The following is a 25367-nucleotide window of genomic DNA, read 5'->3' on the forward strand; positions in this document are numbered from 1 at the left end:
CTACCGTACACTGTATCGATGGATACACCGTACGGTAGTGAGTCCGTCTGGGAACGACCCGAACCGCAGCCGCGCGCGGCGCCGGTCCCGCTGAGCCGCGCGAAGATCGCCGCCGCGGCGGTCGCGCTCGCCGACGAGCACGGACTCGACGGCCTGTCGATCCGCCGCCTCGCCAAGGAACTCGGCGTCGGCCCGATGCGCCTGTACGACTACGTGACCAACAGGTCGGAGCTGCTCGACCTGATGGTCGACGTCGTCTACGCCCGCGTCGCCGAGGCCTGCACGCACTCCGGCTGGCGCGACACGGTCCTGGCCATCGCCCACGCGACCCGCGAGGCTGCCCTGGACCACGAGTGGTTCGCCGACCTGCTCGGCGGACGCCCGCACCTGGGCCCCAACGCCCTCGCCGTGGGCGAGGCGAACGCGGCGGCACTGAGCCGCGCGCCCGGCGTGCGCGGCGTCGACGATCTCCAGCGCACCATCGGCGCGCTCAACGCCTTCGTCAACGGGGCCGTCCGCGGCGAGGTAACCGAGCGGCGCACCACCCGCGCCACCGGCACCGACGAGGCCTCGTTCCAGGCGAGCCTCGGGCCCTACCTGATGCGCATGCTGGACACCGGCAGGTACCCGACCGTCGCCCGGCTGGTCATCGACGGCGCGCACCTCGACCCCGAGGAGACCTTCCGGCACAACCTGACCACCGTCCTCGACGGGATCACCGGCGGCTCCTAGATCCAGCGCCCCCGCAGCACGAAGCCCTCGATCTCGTCCCCCGCGACCGTCACCAGCAACCCGTCCTCGTACCCGCTGGCGGCCTCCCCCGGGAACGCCTCGACCTTCCCGTCATCCATGTCGACCACCCACACCGCGCCCGGCTCGTCGTAACCCCTGGTCCCGGTGACGATCAGGTTCCCGTCGTCGACGAGGCTCTCGAACAGCCCGATGGTGCCGTCCTGCTCCAGTTCGGCGGTCCACGTCGCCGCCCTGCTCGCCGGATCGCTCGCGGTGATCAGGGCCAGCGACTGGTCGACGGTCACGACGACGCGGGGGTCGATGACCAGCGCCTTCCCCGGAGGCGCCGTGCGGGGCACGCCCTGCGGGCCGGCCGCGAGGTCGATGAACTGGTAGCCCCTGTCGCCGTGCGCGGCCTCGGTCTCGTCGACCAGGTCGCCGTCGACCATCGGGAAACCGTGGAAGCCGAAGGACGTCGCCTCGTCGAGGAGCTCGTGCCGCCACAGTTCCCGCCCGGACGCCGGATCGAGACCGCGCAGGACCTCGCCGACCTCCACGACCGTCGGCCCGACGACCTGGTACCAGGCGCGCGTCTCGGCGCGCGGCCACGTGCCGAGGGTTCGCCCGGTGTTGAGGTCGAGCGTGGTGGCGGTGTCGTCGCCGAGATCCTCGACCAGCGCGATCGCCGCCGACTCGGTGACCCGCCAGTCGGGCGGCGCGTTGATGTCGGAGGCGTAGTTGCGCTCCTGGCGCCAGGTCAGCTGCTCCGGCAGGGAGACGCGGCCGCCGGGCAGTTCGGCAGTCCAGGTCGGCGCGGCGCCGGTCAGCGGGTACGAGGTGACCGCACAGGCCTCGCCGTCGACGCACTCGAAACCGACGATCGCCGTGGGCGTGACGTGCGCGAGGGACCAGCCGACGGCCGCGTCGGTCTTGGGCTGCACCGTGAAACGCGTCTCGCCGGTGGCCAGGTCGAGGACCTCGTGACCGGGGCGTTCGGTGCCGCCCGGCGTCGTCTCCGGCGACTTGGTGACCACGACGGCGTCCCCGGCGACCGTCAGGCGAAACATCGCAAGCCCGCGCGACAGGCCGGTGTCGTAGGTGTCGGTGAAATCCTGGCGGTAGTCGCGCCACCACTTCTCCGCGCCGGTGGCGCGGTCCAGCCCGAGCAGCCCGAAACCGGTCGTGACCAGGACGGTCTCCCCCGCGATGCGGCTGGCGACGGGAGGACCGTACTGCTCGGGGACCTCCAGGACCCACTCGTCCGGCGGCAGCACACGGCCGACGGGCTGCGCGCAGGCCGTCAGCGACAGGACCGCGCCGACGGCGAGCGCGAGGAGGCGGGACGTGCGGGGAGCGCTGCGCATGGGCGGAGCCTAGGGAACCGGCGCGGGGACCGGTCCCTTAGGGCGTGTCCTGGTGATCGCTGTGGGGCCCACAAGACCACCAAGACACACCCTTGGCCTCACTCGCCCAGGAACGACGCGAGCGTCGCCGCGAGCATCCACGGGTCGTCGGCTCCGGCGAGTTCGCGCGCGGAGTGCATGGACAGGGCCGCGACGCCCACGTCGACGGTGGTGATCCCGAGGCGTGCGGCGGTGATGGGGCCGATGGTGGTGCCGCAGGGCATGGCGTTGTTGGACACGAAGGCCTGCCACGGCACGCCGGCGCGCTCGCAGGCGGCGGCGATGATGCCGCGCCCGGCGCCGTCGGTGGAGTAGCGCTGGTTGACGTTGACCTTCAGCAGCGGCCCGCCGTTGGGGAGCGGGTGGTGTCCGGGCTCGTGCTTCTCGCTGTAGTTGGGATGCACGGCGTGCCCCATGTCGGCCGAGACGCACACGGATGCGGCGTAGGCCCGCGCGCGGTCTTCGAAGGAACCGCCGCGGCCGTAGACGAGCCGGTCGAGGACGTTGCCCAGAAGCGGGCCGCCGGCGCCGGTGTCGCTCTCGGAGCCCACTTCCTCGTGGTCGAAGGCGGCGAGCACGGGGATGTGGGTCGGGGCGCCCTGGGAGGCGGCGATCAGCGCGGCGACGCCGGCGTGGACGCTGAGGAGGTTGTCGAGGCGCGGGGCGGCCAGCAGCTCCTCGTCGCGGCCCAGGTACGCGGGCGGCTGCACGTCGTGCGTCATCAGGTCCCATCCGACGACCGAGCCCACGTCGACGCCGGCCTCCTTGGCGACCAGGTCGATGATGCCGTCGCCGTCGAGGTCGCCGAGCCCCCAGATGGGCGTCAGGTGCTGCTGCGCGTCGAGCGTGAGCGCCTGGTTGACGTCGCGGTGCAGGTGGATCGCCAGCTGCGGCACGCGCATCAGCGGCCGGGCGATGTTGACCAGCGTCTGCGTGCCGTCGGCGAGTGTCAGGCGCCCGGCGACGCCGAGGTCGCGGTCGAGCCACGTGTTGCGCGGCACACCGCCGTAGAGCTCCACGGCGACCTGGCGCCAGCCTGCGCGCGCGGTGTCCGGGTGCGGCTTGAGCCGCAGGTTCGGCGAGTCGGTGTGCGTGCCGACGACGTGGAACGGCGTCGCCGCGCTCACCGTCTCGGGCACGAACCACGCGATCAGGGCCCCGCCGCGGATCAGGAAGCGGCCGCCGGGCCGCACGTCCCACTCGGCGGTCTCGTCGACGGCGCTGAAGCCCGCGCGCTCAAGGCGGGCCGCCGCCTCGCGGACGGCGTGGTACGGCGTCGGGCTCGCCGTCACGTACGCGATCAGGTCGTCGGTGTGCGTACGGTCGAAGGCTACGGTGCTCACGGTGCTCCGATGGCGATAGTTCGGCAGGGTCCTCGGCGCCGAGCCTAACTCCGTAACGCGCTCCGGGCCGCCCCACACGGCCGTTATGAGGCACACACCGCACAACATGAACGCGGTAATACGCGGTACCTTCACCAGCACGAGTCATACGGGAGGAAATCGTGCTTGAGTACTGGCGCGCGGTCAGGGACATGGAATACGTCGTACCCACCGACCGCCCCCTCGCCGAGCTGGTCGAAGAGCTGACCGTCGCGCTGACCTCTCCGCGGGCCGAACTGCGCGACGAACTCGCCTACTCCACCCTGGTCACCTGGGTCCTCAACGGAACCCTCGACGACCGCCTCGCCGAGCTGGCGACCCGCATGACGAAACTCCTTGAGCACGAGTCGATCCAGGCCAGGACCTTCGCGACCCTGATCCTCGCCGCCGTCGTCGAACGCGACAACGCCGCCGACCTCTGCGACGTCGAGGACGTGCGGGCCTGGCGGGACGCGTTCGTGTCCTGGTACACCACCGAGAAGGACCTGCGCGGCTGGGATCCCGAGCTGGGCTGGCTGCACGCCGTCGCGCACGGCGCCGACACCCTCGGCGCCTTCGGCTGCTCGCCGCGGCTGAGCGCCGGCGAGGCCGCCGACCTCCTCCAGGTCGCCGCGATCCGGCTCGTCACGCCCAACGACTACCTCTTCGCCCAGCAGGAGGACGACCGCCTCGCGCTGGCCGTCGCGCTGATCCTGTGCCGCCGCGACCTCGACGAACGGCAGTCGGTGGCCTGGCTGGACGTCGTCGACGCCTACTTCGCCACCGGCGAGCCGGGCCCCGTCCCGGTGCCGGCGTCGAACACGATGCGCACGCTGCACTCCCTCTACCTGCACGCCGACCTGGGCGTCCACTACGAGAACCTGACCCGCGACCTCGCGCACGCCGAGCCCGTCCGCAAGGCGATCGCCTCGCTGCTGGGCAAGGTCTGGCCCTCCCTGCCGACCGACTGACGCGTGACCTGGATCGCCGAGCCCACCGGCGTGCGCGTCGGTAGGGTCGGTGTTCTCGACGCGGAGGTCGCCAGATGCTCGACGGACTCGCCCGGATCAGCTCCGGCGCACTGGACGAACACGACGGCGCCTCGGTGTCGGTGGCCGTCGCCCACGACGGCGAGGTGGTCTTCGCCGAGGCGTGGGGCGCCGCCGAGGTCGAGACGGGACGCGCGGCCACACCCGGCACGGCCTACCTCGTGGCGTCGGTGACCAAACCGGTAACCGCCACGGCGGTGTCGATCGCGGCGGATGCCGGCCTGCTGTCGCTCGACGACCCGCTCGAAAAGCACCTCGGCCACTCCCTTCCCGCGCACGGGTTCTCGGCGCCCACGATCCGCCAGACCCTGCGCCACCGCGCCGGTCTCGGCACCCACTACGACTTCGCCTACGACGGCGCGCCCGTGCCCGCGCTCGCCGACACCATCGCCCGCTACGGGCGGCTCTACCGCGAACCGGGCACCGCCTTCGAGTACTCCAACCTCGGATACGGGCTGCTGGACGCCGTGCTGCGCAACACCACCGGCCTCGACGCCGCCGCCTACGCCGAACGCGCGGTCTTCGGCCCGCTGGGCATGACCACCGCCCACATCGGACCGTCCTATGTGGGCGAATCGGCGGCGCTCTACTCCGCCGACGGCCGCCGCTACCCCGGCTGCGACACCAGCCACCGAGGCGCCTCCCTGCTGTGGGCCAGCGCCCCCGACCTGGCCCGATTCGGGCTCGGCGCACCCGGACTCCTGACCGAGGCGAGCGCGTCGGCGATGTTCGACGCCCTCCCCATCAACGCCGACCAGGCCTACGGCCTCGGCTGGCTCGTCTCGGCGGGCGAACCACGGCTGATCGCGCACGGCGGGAGCATGGGCGGCGTGGCGACCATGCTCGTCACCGTGCCGTCGCTGAACCTGTCGGTCGCCGTGCTCACCAACCGCTCGGGCGGCGGGACGCGCAAGGCCGTGCTCGAACACGTCCTGACCGAACTCGTCCCCGGCTTCACTCCGCGACTGCTGCCCCCGGGAACCGAGGAGAAGCGGCCGACACCGCTGCCCTCGGGAAGCTGGACGGGCGAGGTCGAGACCTACGCCGGACCGCTGCCGATCACGGTCACGCTCGCCGAGGGCGAGGCTGAGGTCAATGTGGACGGTTCGGCGGCGCGGACGGCCGCGCTCGCCTCGGGGACCTGGGATCTGTCGGTCACCGTCCCGGTCCGGCTGGGCGCGCCGGGGGTCGGGCCGTGGAGCCCCAACCTCGCACTCGGCCTCGACGCCACACCCGACGGCGGTCTGGCCGGCGCCGCGCTGGCGCTGCCCGAAGGCGACAAGGCCGGCTGGCACGGCGACGCGCTGTCCCACCACGTGCGGCTGTCGGCCGGGTAGCGCGAGAGCGGGACCCGAAGGCCCCGTCTCCCCGCTTCGCTCACAGCCCCGGGCTGATCCGCTCGACGCTGCTTCTGTGGGACTCGCGCTCGCGGCGCTCGGCCTGCGCGTCGGCCTTCTGCTCGCTGTTCTTGGGTTCCTTCGGCCAGATCGTGTAGGTCAGGGCGATGATCGCCGAGATGCCCACGATCTTCGAGGCGCCGACGACGACGCCGAGGAGCGGGTCGGTGCGTTCCGGCACTCCGACCAGCAGCTGCATCAGGAAGGCGATGCCGACCGACAGGCCCCAGGCGATGAGGATCTTGAGGGTGACGGTCCACTCGTGCCAGGCACGGGCGGTGCCGTAGCGCGGCGCCTTCTTCGGCTTCGGGCCGCCGGCCCAGCGGTGGGCGACGCGCTGGTCGGCCCAGCGGATCATGCTGTGCCCGAAGACGACGGAGAAGCCCAGGTAGAGCGCCGCCAGTGAGTGCGTCAGGTCGGCCGTGGCGCCGTCGCGCATGTGGATCACCGCGACCGCGAGGAGCACGACGTCGATCAGCGGCACCAGCAACAGGACGAACACGCTCGTCTTGCGCATCTTGAACAGATAACGGACGACCAGCCCGAGCGCGATGAAGACCCAGAAGGCCACTTCGGCTCCGATGATGAACGCGGCCACGACTTCCTCCCTTTTCGGCGACTCCCCTCAAGCCTGGCCGCCGGGAGGGCCCCGCGCGTCGGCGCGGGGCACGAAACGCGGGTACATCCTTCGATGTACCCGCCGCTCCGCGCGGGGTGGGAGGCACCGGCCGCCGGTAGGTGATGGGATGTAGGAGTGACCTTGTGGCGGGCGGACCGGCGGCAGACCCGGATCGACGCCGGGTACGCGCTGATCGCGCTGCTCGGCGGTTTCGCGCTGAACCTCCTCGGCGCCTACGGGACCAACTTCGGCATCGACCACGGCCTGTGGTGGCGGCTCATCCCGCTCGGGCTCGGCGCGACGGCGATCATGCTGCGCCGGGGCATGCCGATGGCGACACTGGCGCTGGGCACGGTCGCGTTCGCCGTCGACGTGTACCTGGGGATGTCGGCGGCGGGGTTCCTCATCTTCGAGGACAACCTCTACTCGGCGGTGGCCTACGGCCGGCGGCGGCTGGCCTGGTACCTGGGGGCGCTGACGCTGCTGGTCGGCGGGACGGCGGGGGTGGCGTTCGGCGTCACCGTGCACGACCTGCGCTGGGGGATCCTGCTGTTCCTCATCATCGCCGGGATCATGATCACGCCGATCCTGACCGGCCTGCTGGTGCGCATGTACCGCAGCCGCGCCGAGGACGCCCGCGAGCACGCCAGACAGGTCGCCCGACTGTCCGAAATGGACCGCCGGGGTGCGGTGAACGCCGAGCGGACCCGGATGGCGCGCGAGCTGCACGACCTGGTCGCCAACCAGTTCAGCGCGATCGCCGTGCAGTCGGCGGCGCTGCTGTCGCGGCCCGACCTCGACGCGGCCACCAGCCGCCGGGTGCTCGACACCATCCGCGACAACAGCGTCCAGGGCCTGGCCGAGCTGCGCAAGATGATCGAGCTGCTGCGCTCCGACGACGACACCGTCGACGAGCCGGTCAGCCACCGGCTCCAGGAGGCCGACCGGCTCGCCGAGCACCACCGCGACCTCGGACTCGACATCGAGCTGCACGTCCTCGGCGAGGCCTACGAGCCACCCGCCGCGGTGGACCTGGCGGGATACCGGATCATGCAGGAGTCGCTGGTCAACGCGGCGAAGTACGGCGACGGGTCGGCGCAGGTGCGCGTCGAGTACAGCGCCCGGCGCATCACGATCACAGTGGACAGTCCGATGGGGACCGCGCCGAGACCCGACCCGATCGGCGTCAACGCCGGCGCCGGACTGGTCGGGATGCGGGAGAGGGCACAACTGCTCGGCGGGACCTTCGCGGCCGGCCGGGACGAGACGACGTGGCGGGTCCGTGTGGAGCTGCCGGTGACAGCCGAGGAGAACAAGTGACGATCCGGGTCCTGGTGGCCGACGACCACGCGGCCGTGCGCGCCGGGCTGGTGCTCATCCTCGGCGGTGCGCCCGAGATCGAGGTGGTCGGCGAGGCCACCGACGGCGAGCAGGCCGTCGAGATGGCGCGCCGGCTGCGGCCGGACGTCGTCGTGATGGACGTGCGAATGCCGAAGATGGACGGGATCGCGGCGACCGAGGCGCTGCGCGGGCAGGCCGACGTGCTGATCCTGACGACCTTCGACGTCGACGAGTACGTCTTCGGCGCCCTGCAGGCCGGGGCGGCCGGTTTCCTGCTGAAGAACACCGACGCCGCCGCCCTCATCGACGCCGTCCGGGTCGTGGCGCGTGGAGACGGTCTGATCTCGCCGGCGGTGACGCGTCGGCTGATCGCGAAGTTCGCGCAGGCCATGCCCAACCAGGATCCGGCGCTCGACCTGTCGCAGCTCACCCGCCGCGAGCGGGAAGTGTTCGCCGCCTTGGGAAGGGGCGCGTCCAACGCCGAGATCGCCACGGAACTGGGGATGGCCGAGGCGACGGTGAAGACGCACGTCAGCCGGGTGCTGGCGAAGCTGGGGCTGCGCAGCCGGGTGCACGCCGCGATCCGCGCAAGGGAGGCGGGGCTGGCGTAAGGTCGGCGGATGTCCGCGCCCCTCCTCGCATCCCGCCCGACCTGGAACCGCCGCCGCAAGATCGCACTGGCCGTGCTGGTGAGCGTGACCCTGCTCGTGTGCGGAGGTCTCGCGTGGGGGGCCTGGACGTCGGCCGATCTCGGCCGAGAGAATGACGTCACCCTGGAGGATCTGACGGGCTACGGGGACCTGAGCCTCCCGCCGGGCAGTGAGCTGACCGAGGGGCGGGGCGTCTTCTGGATCGACTGGCAGCTCTACGGAGTCGTGCGATTCCCGGCGGCCGAGCTCGACGGCTTCGTCGCCGCCAACGCTCTCCCCGAACCGGTGCCGGGAATGCTGCGCGACTACTTCGGCGGCAGCCTCGCACCCAAGCCCTCGGGGACCACATTCGCGACGATCACGCAGGCGTGCACCGAGTCGGCATGCAGGGACATGGTGCTGGTGCTCGACGACCCCGCGACGGTCGAGGCGTGGATCTACGCCGTCGAGAACAACGGGGGCACGGGATCGGGACCGCCTTCGCCGTCGGAGAGTTAGGCGGCGGGCGGTTCCGCGGCGATCCGCTCCCAGTCCAGGACGACATCGCCCGTTCGGCCGCCGCACGCGGATCCGGTCGGGGTCGAGCCACAAGGCTTGGTCGACCCTATGTGTGTACCGCTATAGCCGTCCCATGGCGCTCCACCTCCTGGCTGGCCACCACGACCGCCGCACTGTGGGCGCTGGCCGCCGCCGGCCTCGTCGCCCTACGCCGTCTGGAGATCCGGCTCCCGCCCCGGCGACAGTGGCTGTCGCCGGCGCTCGGGGGAATCGCGTCGGCCCTGATGGCACCGAGCGCCCTCTGCGCCCCCTCACCGTTCCACGACGCCCCCTGGGCCGCCGGACGCATGTACGACCTCGAACTCGGGCTGCTGCTCAACCTCGGCGCCCTGCTGTGGATCACGACGGCGGTGACCGTCGCCGTCTGGAGTCGAAGGACAGCCGGCACACCAGCCCCGTAACCCCTCCGCCTCAGACCTTCCGGCCAACGAACGCAGCCAGCCGCGTGTACACGTCGGCGTCGCCGGAAACCGCGACGACCGGCCCGAACTTCCCCTCCGCCCCTCGCGACCCGGCCGGAGCGAACTCGGCGAACGCGTCCGCGACATCCCGAGCATCGAGCCCAGAGCCCACCCGAGCGAGCTTCCGCAACACCGAGACCATGTGGCCGAGCAGAGCGCGCACGTCGTAGTCGGCACAAGGCGTGCCGCCGCCGAGTTCGCCGGGACGGACGGCCAGGACCTGGCGTTCCGCCTGATCCACCGCCCGGGCGAACAGCGGGCGAGGGTCGTCGGCGAGCTCCGTCATCATGCCGGGGACCTTAGGCGGGGGTACTGACATCCCGGCGAGCCCGGCGCGTGTTGGCGCCGAAACGCCGACGCAGAAGGATCTTGAGAGGGTTTGTCGACACGCAAACGACACGGCTGCTGAGATCTAGCGGGCTTTCGAGAGACCCACCGACCCCCACCCCGCCACAGGAAACGGCCCCTCCTGAGTTACCCCAGGTAGGGGGCCGTTCCACAAGCTACTGCGGAGGCTCCGGGATTTGAACCCGGGATGGGGGATGAACCCCAAACCCGCTTGGCAGGCGGGTTTCAGTACTACGAGGACCTGCGCAAATGCTCACGCGGGCAGGGGCGCCGACACGGAGACGACACTCTAGACCGCCACCGCAGCGACAGGCAGGATGTGAAGGTGCCCGAACTATCGTTTGCCACCGCTGCCGAAGGCAATACGCTCTCGCCCTGGTGTCTGATTCCGATCGCGTTGCTGTTCATCGCGATCTGTCTCGTGAGGCTCGATCTGTCCCGCGAGAGGACGGCTCGCTTCGTCGGCACACTGGTCGCCCTCATCGGCGGCGTCGCCATGATGATCAATGTGGTCGTGCGGATGCTTGCATGAACGGCCGATCACGGCGGAGGAGCACTTGGCCCCGGAAACCACAGCTCCACCACACCTGTGCCAAGGCCGAGCTGGCGTTGAACCGCGCAGCTGGCCCAGGCAGGTACCCAATGTGTGTGCGCTGCCGGGACCTGAGACTCAGATTCGGACTCGTGACCCTTGCGGTATTCGCTCTCATCGGCGCCGTGTCGTTGATGCTCCGTGCCTGGCTCGGCTGAACCTCGTTGACGTTGGTGACACTGGTGACAGAAATCGCCTGCGCGCTCCCTGAGCTGCGGCAACGTATCCACAAGCCACGTTGACGGAATGGCGTCTAAATAGCCCCCGGCGTTGACAGAATACGAAGCCGGCAGACCTCGACCAACTCCTACCAGGCATAACGCCCTGAGAGACAGTTTGCGGCACGTTTAGGGATGAACGCACACCCATTAAGGGCGGGAACCCGTAGTCCGTCCATCGCTGGCCGCGAGGGCGCAGAAGCGCCCCTTCCAAGCAACAGTCGCCCCGCATCCGGCCGCTTTCAAGCGCTCGACTATTTCTGTCAACGCCGGGAGCCATTTCCGATCACTTCTGTCACCAGCCACGACAGGAGCGTTCGCCCAGTTCAGCTCACGCGCCGCCGAATTCTGTCACCAGTGTCAACGGTCCGGAGCAGCCGCTGGCCTTCGTCGACTCCACCGCTCGCAGCAACGATCGGCGGTGCGGCAGCGGTCAACTTCGACCCCGCGCACATCCTTCGCATGCCCGGGACGTGCCACCAATCGTGCGCAACCCAACGGATCGGCTCGCCGCAATGACGGCAGTAAATCGCGCCGGTCACGACTCACCTGCTTTGGTGTGGCGTCGCGCTTCCCGAGCCGCCGCACACGGCCACTCAACCGTCGTGTGAGAGTTCGGTGTACTGGCCCCCGGGAGCAGTACGCGCAGGATGTCCCGTCGCCGCTGCGGGCGTGAGGGCCGACAGCTTCGCCGGGGTACGGACTGTCATAGAGGCTCACGAGACACGCTCCAACCTCGTAGAGACCACTCGGCCGACCTCTGCCGGGCAGGGCCACGGCTGACCACACGCCGCGCACTCCCGGACCCGGCGACGCAGTTGCGGCCGGTCCCACTCGTACTCGTAGTCCACGACCACCGCGTGCCGCTGTACCTGCGTCATGGCTGCTCCCCTCGCTGCGCTGGACGGGCCGCCGGCACTCACGCCAGACGGCCCGCCCGCGTTCGGAGACCCGGACCGCATCCCACCGATCAGCGCGAACGCCATCGGCCCGGGCCTGCCTTTGAGCTTGCGGGGATTAATCGGTTACTCGGGAGTGGCCAGGTGTTGACCAAGCGCGGACGGCAACAGTCAACGGTGCGAAACGGGTGCACCATGGACAGATGGAGACGTTCGGCGAACTTGCCCGCGAGGCCATGGTGGCGGCCGGCTATTCGATGCGTGCGGCCGCGAGAGCGGCGAACTATGACGTCTCCTACGTCTCTCGTGTCCTGTCGGGACAGCAGCCGCCGTCGGAGAACCTGGCGCGGGCGCTCGACAGTGTTCTTGGCACGAAAGGGCGCCTGCGGAAGGCTGCGACCGTCGCTCCACCGGCCCCTCCTTCGCCGCCGTCAGCTGTCGACGATGAGTTGGCGGCGCTGGAGTTGGTGCGGCGGGTCTCGGCATCCGACGTTGGTGACGCGACGTTGACCCAGCTTGAGCACGCGTTCGACGACCTCGCGATCGCCTATCCCTCGACACCGCCGCGCCAGCTCCTCGACCGCGTCCGCAGCTACTCCGGCTACGTCGCCCGACTCCTAGACGCGCGCGCCACGCTCGCTGAACGCCGCCGGATCCTCGTCATCGGCGGCTGGCTGAGTCTCATCGCCGCGACCCTCCACATCGACCTTGCCCAAGACGCCGCCGCAACCGCGCGTCTTCAGGCAGCCGCGACGCTGGCGCGTGAGGCCGGGCATCCCGAGATCATCGCCTGGTGCCGGGAAACCGAGGCCTGGCGGCTGGTGACGCGAGGCCAATACGTGGAGGCGGCAGCGCTGTCGCAGGCAGCACAGACCGTCGCCCCGACCGGATCGTCGGCGATGATCCAGGCGACCGCACAGGAAGGACGTGCTCGGGCGCGACTCGGGCAGACCGTCGAGACACGAGCGGTGATCGAACGCGTCCAACGGATGTCAGGGGCGGTCGGCATGCCCAGCGAGCCGAGCCATCACTACCGCTACGACCCGACGAAGGCTCTGGCCTACACCGCGACAACCCTCGCTTGGGCTTGTGACCCTGCCGCCGAGCAGTACGCCCGCGAAGTCATCAACCACCTCGACGCCGGACCCGACCCCGCGCACTGGTCACGCCGCACGGCCAGCGCCCACGTCGACCTGTCCCTTGCCCTCATCGCCGCCGGCCAACTCGACGAAGCCGCCAACGCCACACAGCGCGCGATCGAGTCCGGGCGCATCGTCCCGTCCAACCAGTGGAGAGCTGCAGAGATCGTCGAGGCGGTCGAAGAACACGACTTGCCCGAGGCGGCTGACCTACGAGAGGCATTCGAGACCCTGACGGCCTCACCTGACGCATGGAGCCAGCGGGACCAGACCTCGCTAAGTCTCCTCACACCCTCGCCACCTCACTAGCGCTTACCCCGTTTCAGCGGCGTCGATTATCGGTTCGCGGGCGGGATAACAGGTCACTAGCGTGTGCTCTGTGGACGATGCTTCGGAGAGTGAGGGTGAACCGCAGGACGGTGGTCACAGGGGACACCGGTGCCCTGAATGCCGGGGCGGGCGCTCTATTGCGGGACTGGTGAAGGTCACCGGTATGGGTTCGGGCATGGGTAGCGATCCCGGGCGCTGCCCCACGTGCGACGGCACAGGTTATGTCGATACCCCCGTGACCTGGAAGGCCCGGTCGCGAGGCAGGCGGATCGCGCGCTAGCTGGCCATAAGGTGACCCGCCCGTTGCGCGAGCTGCTGAAGCTTCCCGGGCAGCACCGCCAGGTCCAAGCGGTCGCGAACCACAGCGCGGTTAGCGTCGACGACGGCCGCGTACTCCTGGGGGTGGCCGGAGCCAGGCCACCTCTTCGACCTCGTCGGGGTCGTAAACCTTGATGCCTGCCTCGCGGATCTCGTCGAGAACCGGATACGGCCCGGCGACGATGAGTCGACCGGCAGCCGCGCCTTCGACAACGGGCAGGCCCCAGCCTTCCCACGTGGACGGGAACAGGACGACGTCGGCGGCGGCGTACACGTCGGCCTGCGGGGACACGTGGCCGCGGAGCAGTCCCGGCGCGAGTCAGGTCATTGATGATGACGTGAAGCAGGGCAGGGTGATGCAGCGGGACAGTGTCAGGGGTGGGCGTTCGCAGTGCGACGCCCTGCCAGGCCGGGCCGTGGTGTCGGGCGATCGTCGGGACGTGGGCGGCGAGGGCCTGGCGCTGCCACTCCTGCGACGCTTCCGGGGCGCTCCACAGGGATCCGGCGTTGTCGAGGACAACTAGGTCGTGCGACTTGCACAGGCGGCGGATCGTGTCGACGTCGACCGGTGGTGGCTCCATTCCGGACGACGCAGACGCGCATGCCCGCCATCGGCGTCACCACTTCGCCAGCGGGATCGTGAACCGCAGTTCGGTGCGGTCGGCGGGGTAGTCGGCGTCGGAAATCTCGACGACGCGGCCGGTCTCGTCGAAGGAGATCCGGCGGACCTTGAGCAGCGGTACGCCCTTCTCCATGCCCCACAGCTTGAGGTCCACGGTCGTCGGCATGGTCGCGGCGACCTCGTCGACGACGCGCACGACTTCGACGCCGACCGTGTGGAGCTGGTGTTGCGTGCCGCCGGGCCACGGCTCGTTCGCCGAGTCGAGCAGGGCGGGGTTTGCGCTGATCAGATCGTGCGGGAGGTAGGACACGCTCCACGATTGCCGCTGGCGCGTGGCCGGGTCGGTGGTCTCGTAGATCCGCTGAAGCAGCTTCGCGCCCTCGTCGATCCCGAAGGCCTCCGCCAGCGCCACGTCCGCCCGGATCTCTTCGTACGTGGCCGTGAACTGGAGCTGGAGCGTCTCAGCGGCACCTGGACCGCGCCGCTCCTCTTCGCTGAGCAGCACCAGGTCTTTCTCCTCCTGGTGGCGGTCGGACGACCGCACGATCCGGCGGAGCGGCACGCGGACCTTCGCGGGCCGGCCACGACCGCCGCTGACAAGTCCCTGCGCCTTGAGCAGTTCGAACGCGTCGCGCACGACGTTGACGCTGTAACCCCAGCGCGCGCTCAGGTCGGCGATCGTGGGCAGCGCGTCGCCCGGGGCGAGGTCGCCGCGCTCGATCTGTAGCCGCAGATCGTCGGCGACCTGGAGACTCTTGGGCTGGTCTACGGGCGTGCGCTGCGGTTCCATGCCGCCACCCTAGGGAAGTTCACGGGCAAGCGCCCCCGCAGTGAGACCCCCCGAAGGCCCCCCGCCATAGGAAACGGCCCCTCCCCCGCGCAACCGCAGGTGAGGGGCCGTTCCACAAGCTACTGCGGAGGCTCCGGGATTTGAACCCGGGATGGGGGATGAACCCCAAACCCGCTTAGCAGGCGGGCGCCATAGACCAGACTAGGCGAAGCCTCCACACGCATCCGCCGAACGGATACGCGCCGGTCGAGCATACCGGGCGCCGAGAACCCCGCGCAAAGTGGTTGGGCCGCTCTTCCCCCGCACCCCGCACCGCGCCCCATTACTCCCCGTACGGACCGAAAAACCGCCCCCCACCTCGCGGCGGGGGGCGGCGATTCCATCCGGTCAGGACTTGACGTTCACGATCGTCTCGCCGACCGAGGCACCGGAACCGTCGAGGTAGACGACGGCCCCGAGGTAGCTGCCGCCGGGCTCCAGGCCCGACCAGCTCGCGGTCAGCGCCACCGTCTTGCCGGTGGTGACCGACGACGAGGCCGGCGTCACCGTCAGCTCGGCGCCCGCGCCGCCGACGACCCACGAGTGCACGGGCACGTCGAGGGCCGCGACGGGCGCGGCGTACAGGTCGACGAACAGCACGTAGTCCGCGCCGGGGCTCAGGTCGACCGTCTCGTTCGAGCCGCCCGCCGCCGAGTTGCCCAGGTAGACGAGCTGGTCGCCGTCCTTCTGGAAGACGAACAGGTCCACGTCGGTGCCCTCGCCGTACTGCGCGAAGTCGGCGTCGGACGTCGACAGCCGCGCGAAGTACGCGTCGGCCGGAACCGACAGCTCGACCTTGCCGACCCGGTCACTGGTGACGGGGTTGTTGGGGTCGAAGCCCTCGGGACCGGTCTGCAGCGGCAGGGTGGTGACCTGGTCGGCCGCCAGCGGCGTCGCGACCGGGTTCAGCTTGCCGGTGTAGCCGGGGATGACGTTGAGCTTCAGCGAACCGTCGACACCCGAACCGTTGGCCTCGGCGGGCGCCGCGAGGGCGACCGGCTTGACCGCGATCGGGCTGCGGACCTCTACGCCCTTGAGCGAGCGCCAGGTCAGCGAGCCGAAGGCGTAGGTGCCGAGCTTGCCGTCGGTCCGGGTGATGGTGACCTGGAAGGTCGCCGACGTGCCCGGGCGAAGGGTGATGCTCTGCTTGTCCACGCTGACCTTGGTGCCCTTGGGCGCCACGGTGGTCGCGAAGTACGTCTCGGTCTTGCTGCCGACGTTGGTCACCGTGCGGGTGACCGTCTGCTTGCCGGCGAGGCCGGCGACCGCGATCGAGGGGTAGTTCAGGTCGCTCGGGTCGATGGCACCGTACTCGTCGCACATCTCCGGGCCGCCCTGAAGGAACTGCCACTGCTCAAGGCCGCAGGCGTAGCGGACCCAGTCGATGGTGCCGGAGTCGTACACGAGGCCGGGCTCGAAGGCCTTGGCGACGCGGACGTGGCCGGAGCCGTAGTCGAAGGGGGTCGCGTCCTTGCCGCCGCGCTGGATCGGCGCGCCGGTGTTGTCCTTCGTGGTCGCCGTCGTCATCAGCGCCGACCGGACCGCCGCGGGCGACCAGTCGGGGTTCTTGCCGATGACCAGCGCCGCCAGGCCCGCGATGTGCGGGCTCGACATCGAGGTGCCCTGGTACGACGAGTAGTTGTTGCCGCCGTTGCCCGGAGGGGCCACGGCCGCGATCACGTCGACACCGGGAGCGGTGATGTCGGGCTTGAGCAGGTCGCCGCCGGTGAGGGCGGGACCGGCCGAGGAGAAGTCGGCCATGGTCGGGGCGGGCTTGGAGACCTGCTTGCCGGCTTCGAGGGCGGCCGTGGGGTTGGCCGTCTTGAGGTAGGCGAGCAGCTTGACGCCGTCGGCGGCGGTGATGTGGACGCTCGGGACGGCGTGGAAGTCCGCGCCGACGTCGGAGGCGCCACCGGCGACGTTGTACTGGATCATGCCCGTGCCGCCGGCCTGCTTGACGGCCAGCGACTTGTCGGTCCGGGCGTTGACACCGCGCTGGCAGGCGACGATCTTCCCGGCGGCCTTGGCCGGGTCGAGGGCGCCGATCACGCACAGGTTGGCGTCGGTGGCACTGGCACCGGCGGCCGGGATGTCCTTCGACAGCACGACCGGGGTACTGGGCAGCGCCGCGCCGCGGCCCGCGCCGGTGAGCTTCTGCCCGTCGCCGAGAACGGCGGCGGCGGAGAAGTCACGGTCGTGGGTGCTGGCGGCGACGGTGGTCAGCCACGGGGAGTTGTGGGCGACGGTGCTCGCGGTCGGACCGGAGTTACCGGCCGAGGCGGCCACGAAGACACCGGCGGCGGCGGCACCGAAGAACGCGATCTCGACCGGGTCGATCACCGAGTTGCGCGAACCGGAGATCGAGTAGTTGATCACGTCGACGCCGTCGGTCGTGGCCTGCTCGATGGCGGCGACGAGGTCGACGGTGGTGGCGCAGGCGTCCGGGTCGATGGTCTCCCAGCACGCCTTGTACACCGAGATGCGGGCGGCGGGGGCCATGCCGGAGATCTTGCCGACGGAGGTCCCGTCGATGCTCGCGTCGACGCCGAAGTTACCGGCGGCGGTCGAGGCGGTGTGGCTGCCGTGGCCGCCGTAGTCGCGGGGCGACTCGAACTCGCCGTCGATGGGCGGGGTGGAGCTGGCCTTGATGCCCTCGTCGAAGTAGCGGGCGCCGATGACCTTGTTGTTGCACTCGACGTTGGCGGTCGCGTCGGCGTCGGCACCGGTGTCGCAGGTGCCGGTGAAGCCGAGGTCCAGCTCGCCGTCGCCGTAGACGGCTTCTTCCTCACCCTCCGGGCGCGGCTCGGGCAGCGGCGCGAAAGAGGGGTTCTCCGGCCAGAAGCCGGTGTCGATGACGCCGACGACGACGCCGGAGCCGGCGTTCTCGCTGCCGCCGTACTGCTTCTCCCAGACGCCGTTCTCACCGGTCAGGCCGAGGAAGGCCGGGGTGCTGGCGGTGTCCTTCTGGTGGAGCTCGTTCTGCCACATGTTGACGACACCGTTGGTCTTGGCCATCTTGGTGGCCTCGGCCGCGGTCAGATTCACCGCAAAGCCGTTGAAAGTGGTGTCGTAACTGTAGAGCTTGTCGGCGCCGGGGACGTTGCCGAGGACCGATTCCTGGGTCTGTGCCAGGAAATCCTCGTAGCGCTTTACGTCGGGGTCGGCGGCATCGAACTGCTCGCCTTCCGGGGCCTTTGTCGCGGCCAGTCCGGAGATGCCGCCGTCATAAGACGCGGCGGGCGCTCCGACCACCTGGACGAGATAAAGGCCGGATTCATATGTTTCGTCACCCGGGAGACCCGGGTCGGCCTGCGCGCTTCCTGTGCCCACCAGTGCGAACGCCGTTACCGCCGCAGTGGTGAAAGCCAGCGCCGCCGGGCGTTTGAACCCGACCATTCGCTGAAACGACACTAGTTGTTGCCTCCTCCGAGCACGGTCACACGACCGCGCTAGGCGGAGCCTAGGGAAAACGAAGTGCTTGGGAAATATCTCACAAACACTTGATCACGATTAGTTGCCTGGGCGTTATCAAATCGAGATCTGTAAATGGAGTATTCAGCCCGTGAGCCAGGCCAGTTGTTCTTTGAAAAGGGCGAAACCGACGAAGGCCACAATGTCGAGCAGGGCGTGTGCGACGACCAGTCCGCCGATCCGGCCGGTCCTCTTGAACCAGTATCCGAAGACCAGTCCCATGACGAAGTTGCCGACGAATCCCCCGAACCCTTGGTAAAGGTGGTAGGAGCCGCGCAGCAGCGCGCTGCACACGATCACGGCCGTCGTTCCGAAGCGCAACTGCTGGAGCCGGGTCATCAGATACCCGACGACCACGATCTCCTCCAGCAGCGAGTTCTGCACCGCCGCCAGCACCAGCACCGGCACCGCCCACCACACGCCGGGCAGGGCCTCGGCGACGACGGTGGTGTTCATGCCGAGTTCGCGCGCGGCGAAGTAGAGCGCGAGGCCGGGGATGCCGATGAGCGCCGCGAGGCCGGCGCCGCTGCCGAGGTCGAAGGCGGGCCGCCGCAGGTCGAGCCCGACGGTGCGCCACGGGCTGGCGCCGTCACGGGCGAGCAGGTGCATGGCCAGCGCGGCCGGCACGAGCGCGAACACGATGTTGAGGAGTTGGTAGGTCAGGTCCAGCCAGGGCCGGTCGGGGGCGACCGAGCCGTTCAGGGTGGAGGTCGCCTGGCTCAGGCCGCCGGGCGCGGTGAGCTTGGCCACGATGCTGACCAGTGAGTACACGGCCGACTGGCCCAGGGACAGGGCGAGGACCAGCAGGACCTCGGTGCCGCGCTGCCGCCGCAGCGGATCGTGGGTGCCACTCGTCATGCAGGGGAGGGTACGGGGGTTCGCCGTCGCCGTCTTCCGGGCGCGGGCCGCATTACGCTGGGCCCGTGATGATCAAGTTGGGATCGTGGTTCCTGGGCGTCCTGGCCGTTTCCGCGACGCTCACGGCGGGCTGCGCGGCCGAGGTCGACCCCGACAGGCTCCCCGGTGTGTACCGCGACGACGAGACCGGCGGCGAGATCTCGCTGGGGGCCGACGGGAGCTTCACCGCCACCGGCATCTCGGCGGACGACTCCACGGGTGGCGGCGGCGCGGAGCTCATCGACTTCCACGGAGACTGGGAGTTCGTCGTCAGCGACTTCTCCAGTGACTTCGTGTACCTGTCGATCGAGGACGACGGCCTCGGCATGATCGGCGGCGTCCAGCTGTACACCGACGGCGAGGAGTCGGTGGAGTTCCGTCCCGACCCCGACGGGCCGCCGTCGCTGGTGCTCACCAGGTCGGCGGACGCGTAACTCCCGCCTGCCGCGCCCGCCGCGAAGCGGCACGGCAAGCACTCGGGCAGGCCCTTACGCCCTACTTCGTATACTCACTGCGGCCACGCCGCCGGCCGCGGTGGTGAAGCGATAGATGGAGGTCTACCTGTGCGCAGTCGCTGGCGTGCCCTCGGAGCCCGGCTGCGTCCGCACCGCTTGGCGCTGACCGTCTACTTCCTGGCGTCGGTGTGGGTGATCTCGAACCTGTGGCTCAACCCCAACGGCCGGATCATGAGCAACAACCCCGGCGGGGACCAGGAGCTCTTCGAGTGGATGCTGGAGCACGCGGCCTACTCGATCACGCACTGGGAGAACCCGCTCGGGACGAAGCTGCTCAACGCCCCCCTCGGCGTGAACCTGATGGCGAACACCTCGGTGATCGCGATCGGCGCGGTCATGACCCCGTTCACGCTCGCCTTCGGCGCGCCTTTCACGTACACCCTCGCCATGACGCTCGGCCTGTTCGGCACGGCGGCGGCCTGGTACTACGTGATGGTCAAGCAGCTGCGACTGTCGCGCGTGGCGGCCTTCGTCGGCGCGGCGCTGTGCGCCTTCGGCCCGGCGACGATGTCGCACGCCAACGCGCACCTGAACTTCACCGCGATGGTGCTGGTGCCGTTCATCATCCTGCAGATCCTGCGCCTGCGGGAGCCCGGCCGCACCTGGCGGGGCGGGATCTCGCTCGGGCTGCTCATCGTGGTGCAGATGTTCATCGGCGAGGAGATCGTCTTCCTCATCGCGCTGTTCATGATGGTCTTCACGATCTTCTACGCCTTCATGCGCTGGGACCAGGTCCGCGAGTGGATCCCGCGCTATCTCAAGGGTCTGAGCGTCGCCGCCGGCCTCGGGATCGTGCTGCTGGGATACCCGCTGTGGTACCAGTTCTTCGGCCCTGCGTCCTATGTGGGCATTCCGTGGGCGGCGCGCTCCTTCGAGGCCGACTTGGCCTCCTACGTCGCGCTGCCGACCGGCTCGATCGCCGGAACCCTTCAGCCGCCGGGGTTCTCGCTGCGGCACAACCCGACCGAGGAGAACACCTTCTACGGCTGGGGCCTGGTGCTGCTCCTCGTGGTGTTCACGGTGTGGCTGTGGAACCGGCACAAGGCGCTGCGCGCGGCGGTGCTGACCTGCCTGGTGTTCATGCTCTTCTCCTTCGGGCCCGAGGTGAAGATCAACGGATGGTGGACCGGGATCCCCGGCCCCTACGCGCTCGTGGAGCACGTGCCGCTGATCGACTCGACCCTGCCGACCAGGCTCAGCCTGCCGCTGCTGCCGATCATCGCGCTGCTGGTCGCCTACGGCATCGACAAGGTGCGCGGGCTGGGCACCGGACTGCTCAAGCCGCGACGGTCGGACGAGTCGCTGTACCGCAACCTGCGGGTCGGCTGGTTCGCGGCGGTCGCGGTCGCGCTGATCCCGCTGCTGCCGCTGCCGGTGGTGACCTCGGAGCGCTCGGGCATCCCGGCGTTCTTCACCGCCGGCACCTGGGACGACTACGTCGACGAGGGCCGCACGCTCATCCCCGTCCCGCTGCCGGGTGAGGTGAACTGGACGGGGATGCGCTGGCAGGTCGCCGCCGACCTCGGCTTCGCGGTCCCGCTCGGCGCCTTCATCGGCCCGCATCCCGAGACCGGCGACGGAATGTGGAGCGGGCCGCGCAACCCGACGGCGAACCTGCTGTTCTGGGTCGACCGCTCCGGTCAGGTCCCCGAGATCACGCCCGCGCACATCATCCAGGCGCGCATCGACCTGACCGACTGGAAGGCCGACGCGGTCGTGCTCGCCGACACGCCCTCGCAGGCGGCCCTGCTGAGCACGCTCACCGACCTGCTCGGCGCCGGGGAGCGGGTCGACGGCGTGTGGGTGTGGGACGTTCGGGAGATCACTCAGACGTCGTAGGCGGCGGCGTAGGCCTCGCCCGGCGGGATGGTGGTGATGACGTCGATGAGGACGCCGTCGGGCCCGGCGACGATGAAGTGGCGCTGACCGAACTCCTCGCTGCGCAGTGACAGCTCCTCGGTGAGGCCCGCCTCGACGACGAGCCGCCGGTGCTCGGCGTCGACGTCATCGACCTCGAAGTTGAGCAGCAGGCCGCCCTGGAGGGGCCTGCGGTACGCCGCCGGCACCGTGGGGTGGGCCGGGTCGAGCAGCGCCAGCTCGAAATGGGGCGCGTCGGGGCGTCGCAGGCTGACGTACCAGTCGGCCTCGAAGGTGGGCTCGAAGCCGAAGTGGGTCACGTAGAAGTCGCGGGCGGCGGCGACGTCGGCGCTGCACAGGACGGGGTAGAAGCCTTGAAGGGCCATGTCGTCTCCTGAAGTTCGCATACCTTGGGTATGCGAAACCCTAACTGGCATACTCTGGGTATGTCAACGAGGGCCGAACAGCGAGAGCAGACCCGGCGGGCGCTGCTGACCGAGGGACGCCGGCGCTTCGCCGCAGACGGGTACGGCGCGGTCGTGTTCGACGACGTCGCCAAGGCCGTCGGGGTGACCAAGGGCGCCGCCTACCACCACTTCGGCAGCAAGCTCGGGCTGTTCACCGCCGTGGTGCGCCAGGCGCAGGAGGACCTCGGTGAGCGGGTCGCGGCGGCCGCCGACGCCGTCGCCGACCCGTGGGAGTCCTTCCTGGCGGGCTGCCGGGCCTTCCTGACGGCCGGCGCCGACCCCGGGATCCGGCGGATCGTGCTGGTCGACGCGCCCGTCGTGCTCGGCTGGAACGAGTGGCGCGAGATCGACGACTCCTCCTCCGCCCGCCACCTCGGCGAGGCGCTGTGCGGGCTGATGACCGACGGCGTCATCGCCTCGCGCCCGCTCACGCCCCTGACACGCCTGCTGTCGGGAGCGATGAACGAGGCCGCCGTCGGACTGGCGCGAGAACCCGCCGAGTACGGGCTCGACGAGACCGTCGCGGCGCTCGAAGGGCTTCTGAGAGGCCTGCGGATCCCCTAGGCTCGGGTGATGGCGACCGTACTGACCGACGCGGACCTTCCCGAGCTCATCGACGCGGCGGGCACCGTCGCCGTGTGCCGAGACGCGATCCTGGCGGCGCACCGCGGGGAGCTCGCCGCTCCGCCGCGCGTGCACGCCGAGCTCGGCGACGGCGACCTCATCTACACCGCCGGCCGTCTCGGCGACCGCTGGTACGGCTACCGCTCCTACGACACGATCGCCGGCGGCGAGCAGCTCGTGGTGGTCCACGACGCCTCCGACGGGTCGGTGGCCGGCATCGCGATCGGCCGGGACCTCGGGCGCATGCGCACCGGCGCGATCGGGGGTGTGGCGGCCGACGCGCTGGCCGCGCCGTCGGCCTCCACCATGGGCATCATCGGCACCGGCCCGCAGGCGTGGATGCAGTTGTGGGCGATTGGCGCGGTCCGTCCACTGTCGAGGGTGCGGGTCTACAGCCGCAACTCCGAGCGCCGCCACGCCTTCGCCGCGAACGCAGCCGAGCGCTACGGCATCGACGTCCAGGCGGTGAACACGCCCGAGGCGGCCGTCGAGGGCGCCGAGATCGTCGTGCTGGCCACGAGTTCGGCCGAGCCGGTGCTCCACACCGCGGCCATCGACTCCGAGGCCTTCGTGACGACGCTGGGGCCCAAGCAGTACGGCCGCGCCGAGTTCGACGTGTCCCTGGCCGAGCGGGCGCGGCTGGTCACCACCGACTCCGTCGCACAGCTGCACGCCTACGACCCGCCGTTCGTGCTGGCCGGGACGCCGCACGAGGGGCGCATCGTATCGCTGGGAGCGGTGCTGGACGGCGAGGCGCCGACCACGCCCGGAGCGCTGTTCTGCTCGGTGGGCCTGGCCGGCACGGAGGCGTACCTGCTGGCGAGGCTCGTCGGACTCGGCTAGGGCGCCGCTCTGCCCCAGGTGGCGCGCCGCCACAGGCCTTCGAGCGGCCCGTTGGCGAAGCGGCGCAACCAGAGCGTCGCGAAGGTCCACTGTGCTGCGAGCACCGCGGCGGCGATGGACAGAACCGTCGCGGCAGGCCACGTCTCGGGCCTACCGTCGATGAACTGTGAGAGCAGAAGGACGACGGCCGACGCGGTGATGTAGTTGCTCAGCGCGGTCCGGCCCAGCGGGGCGAACACCACCGTCAGGGCTCGGCGCAGCGGCGTGCGCAGGAGGAGCAGCACGGCGCAGACGTAGGCGCCGGCGGTGAAGAGTCCGGCGGTGACCCAGCGCGGCAGCCACGTCGACGGCAGCAGGACGAGGAGGCCGACGACGGCGTAGACGGTGAGGATGTCGCCGTCCCAGAGCAGGAAGTGGTGGGCGAGGCCGATGGCGGCCAGGATCAGCAGGCGCCGCAGGAGGATCAGCCGCGGCCGCTCGGTCCGGCGCCGCGCGGCCTCCAGGAGCAGGATGAAGCCGACGCCGAAGAGCAGGGAGAAGACCGGGAAGAAGCGCTGGTCGACCAGCAGTCCCGGCCAGGGCGAACCGCCCGCCGTGGCCGCGACCGGTGGGCCGCCGGCGTTGGCGATCGGCCGGACGTTGGCGACGAGGATGCCGCAGAGCGCGAGGCCGCGCAGCACGTCGAGAGCCTGGATCCGTTGCCGGGCAGGCGATGCAGTCGGTGGCATGCGCTCACCGCAGGAACGCGCGCGGGGCCCGGCATCGACCGGAGGTTCGGTCGCCACCGGCCCCCGTCAGGCCTTCGGCCCATGGTCAGAGCGTCAGCAGGACCTTGCCGACGTGTCCGCCCTTCTCCACCCGCGCGTGCGCCTCGGCAGCCTCGCTCATCGGGATGTAGGCCTCCACCACCGGAGCGACGGTCCCGTCGGCGATGTGCGGCCAGACCTGCGACTCCACTTCGCCCACAATGGACACGCGCTGCCGCAGCGGACGTGCCCGCAACCCCGCGCCGTGGATCGTCCCCCGCTTCGCCATCAGCTTGCCCAGGTCCAGTTCACCCTTGCGCCCGCCCTGCAGGCCGATGACCACGATGCGTCCGTCGGCGGCCAGCGCGTCGAGGTTCGGCGCGAGGTAGGACGCGCCCATGTTGTCGAGGATGACGTCGGCGCCACCGAGTTCCCTGACGACCGAGGCGAAGTCGCCCTCCCGGTAGTCGATGGTCACCTCCGCCCCCAACTCACGCAGCCGGGCGTGGCTCTCACCGCGGGCCGTCGTGAAGACCCGAGCCGTGCGCGCCACCGCGAGCTGAATCGCGAAAGTCCCGATCCCGCCACCCCCACCATGGACCAGGAAGGTCTCCCCCGCCGTCAGCCGGGCGGCACCGAACACGTTCGACCACACCGTCGCCGCCACCTCCGGCAACCCACCGGAGTCCACAAGCGACACTCCACTCGGGACGGACAGGACGAGACCCTCGTCGACCGCCACCAGTTCGGCGTAACCGCCGCCGGACAGCAGGGCGCACACCTCGTCGCCAACGGCCCAGCGCGTCACCTTCTCGCCGACCGCCACCACCGTCCCCGAACACTCCAGCCCCAGGACCGAAGACGCCCCCGCCGGCGGCGGATAGTGCCCCTGCCGCTGGAGGAGGTCGGCCCGGTTGACACCGGCCGCCGCCACCCGCAGGAGGACGTCGGAAGGGCCCACGACCGGATCGGGCACCTCCGCCCAGTTCAGGACTTCGGGGCCACCCGGTTCACTCGCCACCACCGCTCGCATGATCCGGATGCTATCTGGCAAACTGGGACGACGGTTCCAACGGCACGG

General features: G+C 70.3%; 24 protein-coding genes and 2 tRNA genes. 13 read left to right on the plus strand and 13 right to left on the minus strand.

Annotated elements, in window-relative coordinates:
* Positions 1-18: 18 nt before the first annotated feature.
* The gene (locus AB0I28_RS35615; RefSeq protein WP_357500213.1) at positions 19-732 is read left to right on the plus strand and encodes a TetR/AcrR family transcriptional regulator C-terminal domain-containing protein; all 714 of its coding nucleotides are present in this window, start codon (positions 19-21) and stop codon (positions 730-732) included.
* Here AB0I28_RS35615 and AB0I28_RS35620 read toward each other — a convergent pair.
* Positions 729-2096, minus strand: a complete 1368-nt coding sequence (locus AB0I28_RS35620) for a PQQ-binding-like beta-propeller repeat protein (protein WP_357500214.1) — start codon at positions 2094-2096, stop codon at positions 729-731. The two genes, AB0I28_RS35615 and AB0I28_RS35620, sit on opposite strands and share 4 nt — an antisense overlap.
* Before the next feature lie 98 nt (positions 2097-2194).
* The gene (locus AB0I28_RS35625; RefSeq protein ID WP_357500215.1) at positions 2195-3478 is read right to left on the minus strand and encodes a M18 family aminopeptidase; all 1284 of its coding nucleotides are present in this window, start codon (positions 3476-3478) and stop codon (positions 2195-2197) included.
* Between the two features lie 161 nt (positions 3479-3639).
* Between AB0I28_RS35625 and AB0I28_RS35630 the strand changes: the two genes are divergently transcribed.
* Positions 3640-4467: a DUF2785 domain-containing protein gene (locus tag AB0I28_RS35630; RefSeq protein WP_357500216.1), complete on the plus strand. Its 828-nt coding sequence runs from the start codon at positions 3640-3642 to the stop codon at positions 4465-4467.
* A gap of 74 nt (positions 4468-4541) precedes the next feature.
* Positions 4542-5882 carry a serine hydrolase domain-containing protein gene (locus tag AB0I28_RS35635; protein ID WP_357500218.1) on the plus strand — a complete coding sequence of 447 codons (1341 nt, stop codon included), beginning with the start codon at positions 4542-4544 and terminating at the stop codon, positions 5880-5882.
* A 40-nt stretch (positions 5883-5922) separates the two neighbouring features.
* Here the strand turns inward: AB0I28_RS35635 and AB0I28_RS35640 are convergent, their stop codons facing one another.
* A complete protein-coding gene (locus AB0I28_RS35640) occupies positions 5923-6540 on the minus strand; it encodes a hypothetical protein (RefSeq protein WP_357500219.1) in 618 nt (205 codons plus the stop codon).
* A 156-nt stretch (positions 6541-6696) separates the two neighbouring features.
* Here AB0I28_RS35640 and AB0I28_RS35645 point away from each other — a divergent pair, with 156 nt between their 5' ends.
* The 4 genes from AB0I28_RS35645 to AB0I28_RS35660 all read left to right on the plus strand — a co-directional run bounded on the left by AB0I28_RS35645 (position 6697) and on the right by AB0I28_RS35660 (position 9511).
* On the plus strand, positions 6697-7881 hold the full coding sequence (locus AB0I28_RS35645; RefSeq protein WP_357500222.1) for a histidine kinase: 1185 nt from the start codon (positions 6697-6699) through the stop codon (positions 7879-7881).
* Positions 7878-8513, plus strand: a complete 636-nt coding sequence (locus AB0I28_RS35650) for a response regulator transcription factor (protein ID WP_357500224.1) — start codon at positions 7878-7880, stop codon at positions 8511-8513. The genes AB0I28_RS35645 and AB0I28_RS35650 overlap by 4 nt, the downstream gene beginning before the upstream one ends.
* A gap of 9 nt (positions 8514-8522) precedes the next feature.
* Positions 8523-9050 carry a hypothetical protein gene (locus AB0I28_RS35655; protein WP_357500225.1) on the plus strand — a complete coding sequence of 176 codons (528 nt, stop codon included), beginning with the start codon at positions 8523-8525 and terminating at the stop codon, positions 9048-9050.
* Positions 9051-9160: 110 nt separating this feature from the next.
* A complete protein-coding gene (locus tag AB0I28_RS35660) occupies positions 9161-9511 on the plus strand; it encodes a hypothetical protein (RefSeq protein ID WP_357500226.1) in 351 nt (116 codons plus the stop codon).
* Between the two features lie 10 nt (positions 9512-9521).
* On the opposite strand, the gene AB0I28_RS35665 is transcribed toward AB0I28_RS35660, so the two are convergent.
* Together AB0I28_RS35665 and AB0I28_RS35670 are read right to left on the minus strand one after the other, a co-directional pair.
* Positions 9522-9860, minus strand: a complete 339-nt coding sequence (locus AB0I28_RS35665) for a maleylpyruvate isomerase N-terminal domain-containing protein (RefSeq protein ID WP_357500227.1) — start codon at positions 9858-9860, stop codon at positions 9522-9524.
* A 218-nt stretch (positions 9861-10078) separates the two neighbouring features.
* Positions 10079-10166 (minus strand) — tRNA-OTHER (locus AB0I28_RS35670).
* A 78-nt stretch (positions 10167-10244) separates the two neighbouring features.
* Here AB0I28_RS35670 and AB0I28_RS35675 point away from each other — a divergent pair.
* Positions 10245-10451, plus strand: coding sequence for a hypothetical protein (locus AB0I28_RS35675; protein WP_357500228.1), 207 nt, complete (start codon positions 10245-10247; stop codon positions 10449-10451).
* Positions 10452-11831: 1380 nt separating this feature from the next.
* Entirely contained in the window at positions 11832-13076 is a 1245-nt protein-coding gene (locus tag AB0I28_RS35680) for a helix-turn-helix transcriptional regulator (protein WP_357500229.1), read from the plus strand.
* A gap of 391 nt (positions 13077-13467) precedes the next feature.
* Here AB0I28_RS35680 and AB0I28_RS35685 read toward each other — a convergent pair whose 3' ends face one another.
* The 5 genes from AB0I28_RS35685 to AB0I28_RS35705 all read right to left on the minus strand — a co-directional run bounded on the left by AB0I28_RS35685 (position 13468) and on the right by AB0I28_RS35705 (position 19195).
* Positions 13468-13707 carry a glycosyltransferase gene (locus tag AB0I28_RS35685; RefSeq protein WP_357500230.1) on the minus strand — a complete coding sequence of 80 codons (240 nt, stop codon included), beginning with the start codon at positions 13705-13707 and terminating at the stop codon, positions 13468-13470.
* Between the two features lie 325 nt (positions 13708-14032).
* Positions 14033-14827: a GntR family transcriptional regulator gene (locus tag AB0I28_RS35690; RefSeq protein ID WP_357500232.1), complete on the minus strand. Its 795-nt coding sequence runs from the start codon at positions 14825-14827 to the stop codon at positions 14033-14035.
* Positions 14828-14952: 125 nt separating this feature from the next.
* Positions 14953-15043 (minus strand) — tRNA-Ser (locus AB0I28_RS35695).
* Between the two features lie 171 nt (positions 15044-15214).
* Entirely contained in the window at positions 15215-18277 is a 3063-nt protein-coding gene (locus tag AB0I28_RS35700; protein WP_357500233.1) for a S8 family peptidase, read from the minus strand.
* Positions 18278-18421: 144 nt separating this feature from the next.
* On the minus strand, positions 18422-19195 hold the full coding sequence (locus tag AB0I28_RS35705; RefSeq protein WP_357500235.1) for a CPBP family intramembrane glutamic endopeptidase: 774 nt from the start codon (positions 19193-19195) through the stop codon (positions 18422-18424).
* A 65-nt stretch (positions 19196-19260) separates the two neighbouring features.
* On the opposite strand from AB0I28_RS35705, the gene AB0I28_RS35710 reads away from it, so the two are divergent.
* Together AB0I28_RS35710 and AB0I28_RS35715 are read left to right on the plus strand one after the other, a co-directional pair.
* The gene (locus AB0I28_RS35710; RefSeq protein ID WP_357500236.1) at positions 19261-19668 is read left to right on the plus strand and encodes a hypothetical protein; all 408 of its coding nucleotides are present in this window, start codon (positions 19261-19263) and stop codon (positions 19666-19668) included.
* Positions 19669-19797: 129 nt separating this feature from the next.
* Positions 19798-21588, plus strand: a complete 1791-nt coding sequence (locus AB0I28_RS35715) for a hypothetical protein (RefSeq protein WP_357500238.1) — start codon at positions 19798-19800, stop codon at positions 21586-21588.
* Here the strand turns inward: AB0I28_RS35715 and AB0I28_RS35720 are convergent.
* Positions 21576-21992 (minus strand): VOC family protein, encoded by a 417-nt coding sequence (locus AB0I28_RS35720; protein ID WP_357500240.1) that lies wholly within the window; start codon positions 21990-21992, stop codon positions 21576-21578. The two genes, AB0I28_RS35715 and AB0I28_RS35720, sit on opposite strands and share 13 nt — an antisense overlap.
* A 60-nt stretch (positions 21993-22052) precedes the next feature.
* Here AB0I28_RS35720 and AB0I28_RS35725 point away from each other — a divergent pair, with 60 nt between their 5' ends.
* Together AB0I28_RS35725 and AB0I28_RS35730 are read left to right on the plus strand one after the other, a co-directional pair.
* Entirely contained in the window at positions 22053-22637 is a 585-nt protein-coding gene (locus AB0I28_RS35725) for a TetR/AcrR family transcriptional regulator (RefSeq protein ID WP_357500241.1), read from the plus strand.
* A 9-nt stretch (positions 22638-22646) separates the two neighbouring features.
* Entirely contained in the window at positions 22647-23540 is an 894-nt protein-coding gene (locus tag AB0I28_RS35730; RefSeq protein WP_357500243.1) for an ornithine cyclodeaminase family protein, read from the plus strand.
* Here the strand turns inward: AB0I28_RS35730 and AB0I28_RS35735 are convergent.
* Both AB0I28_RS35735 and AB0I28_RS35740 read right to left on the minus strand, forming a co-directional pair.
* Positions 23537-24268 carry a DUF418 domain-containing protein gene (locus AB0I28_RS35735; protein ID WP_357500244.1) on the minus strand — a complete coding sequence of 244 codons (732 nt, stop codon included), beginning with the start codon at positions 24266-24268 and terminating at the stop codon, positions 23537-23539. The two genes, AB0I28_RS35730 and AB0I28_RS35735, sit on opposite strands and share 4 nt — an antisense overlap.
* An 85-nt stretch (positions 24269-24353) precedes the next feature.
* A complete protein-coding gene (locus AB0I28_RS35740) occupies positions 24354-25319 on the minus strand; it encodes an NAD(P)H-quinone oxidoreductase (RefSeq protein ID WP_357500245.1) in 966 nt (321 codons plus the stop codon).
* Between the last annotated feature and the right edge of the window lie 48 nt (positions 25320-25367).

It is taken from the genome of Phytomonospora sp. NPDC050363 (assembly GCF_040655735.1).
GTDB lineage: Bacteria > Actinomycetota > Actinomycetes > Mycobacteriales > Micromonosporaceae > Phytomonospora.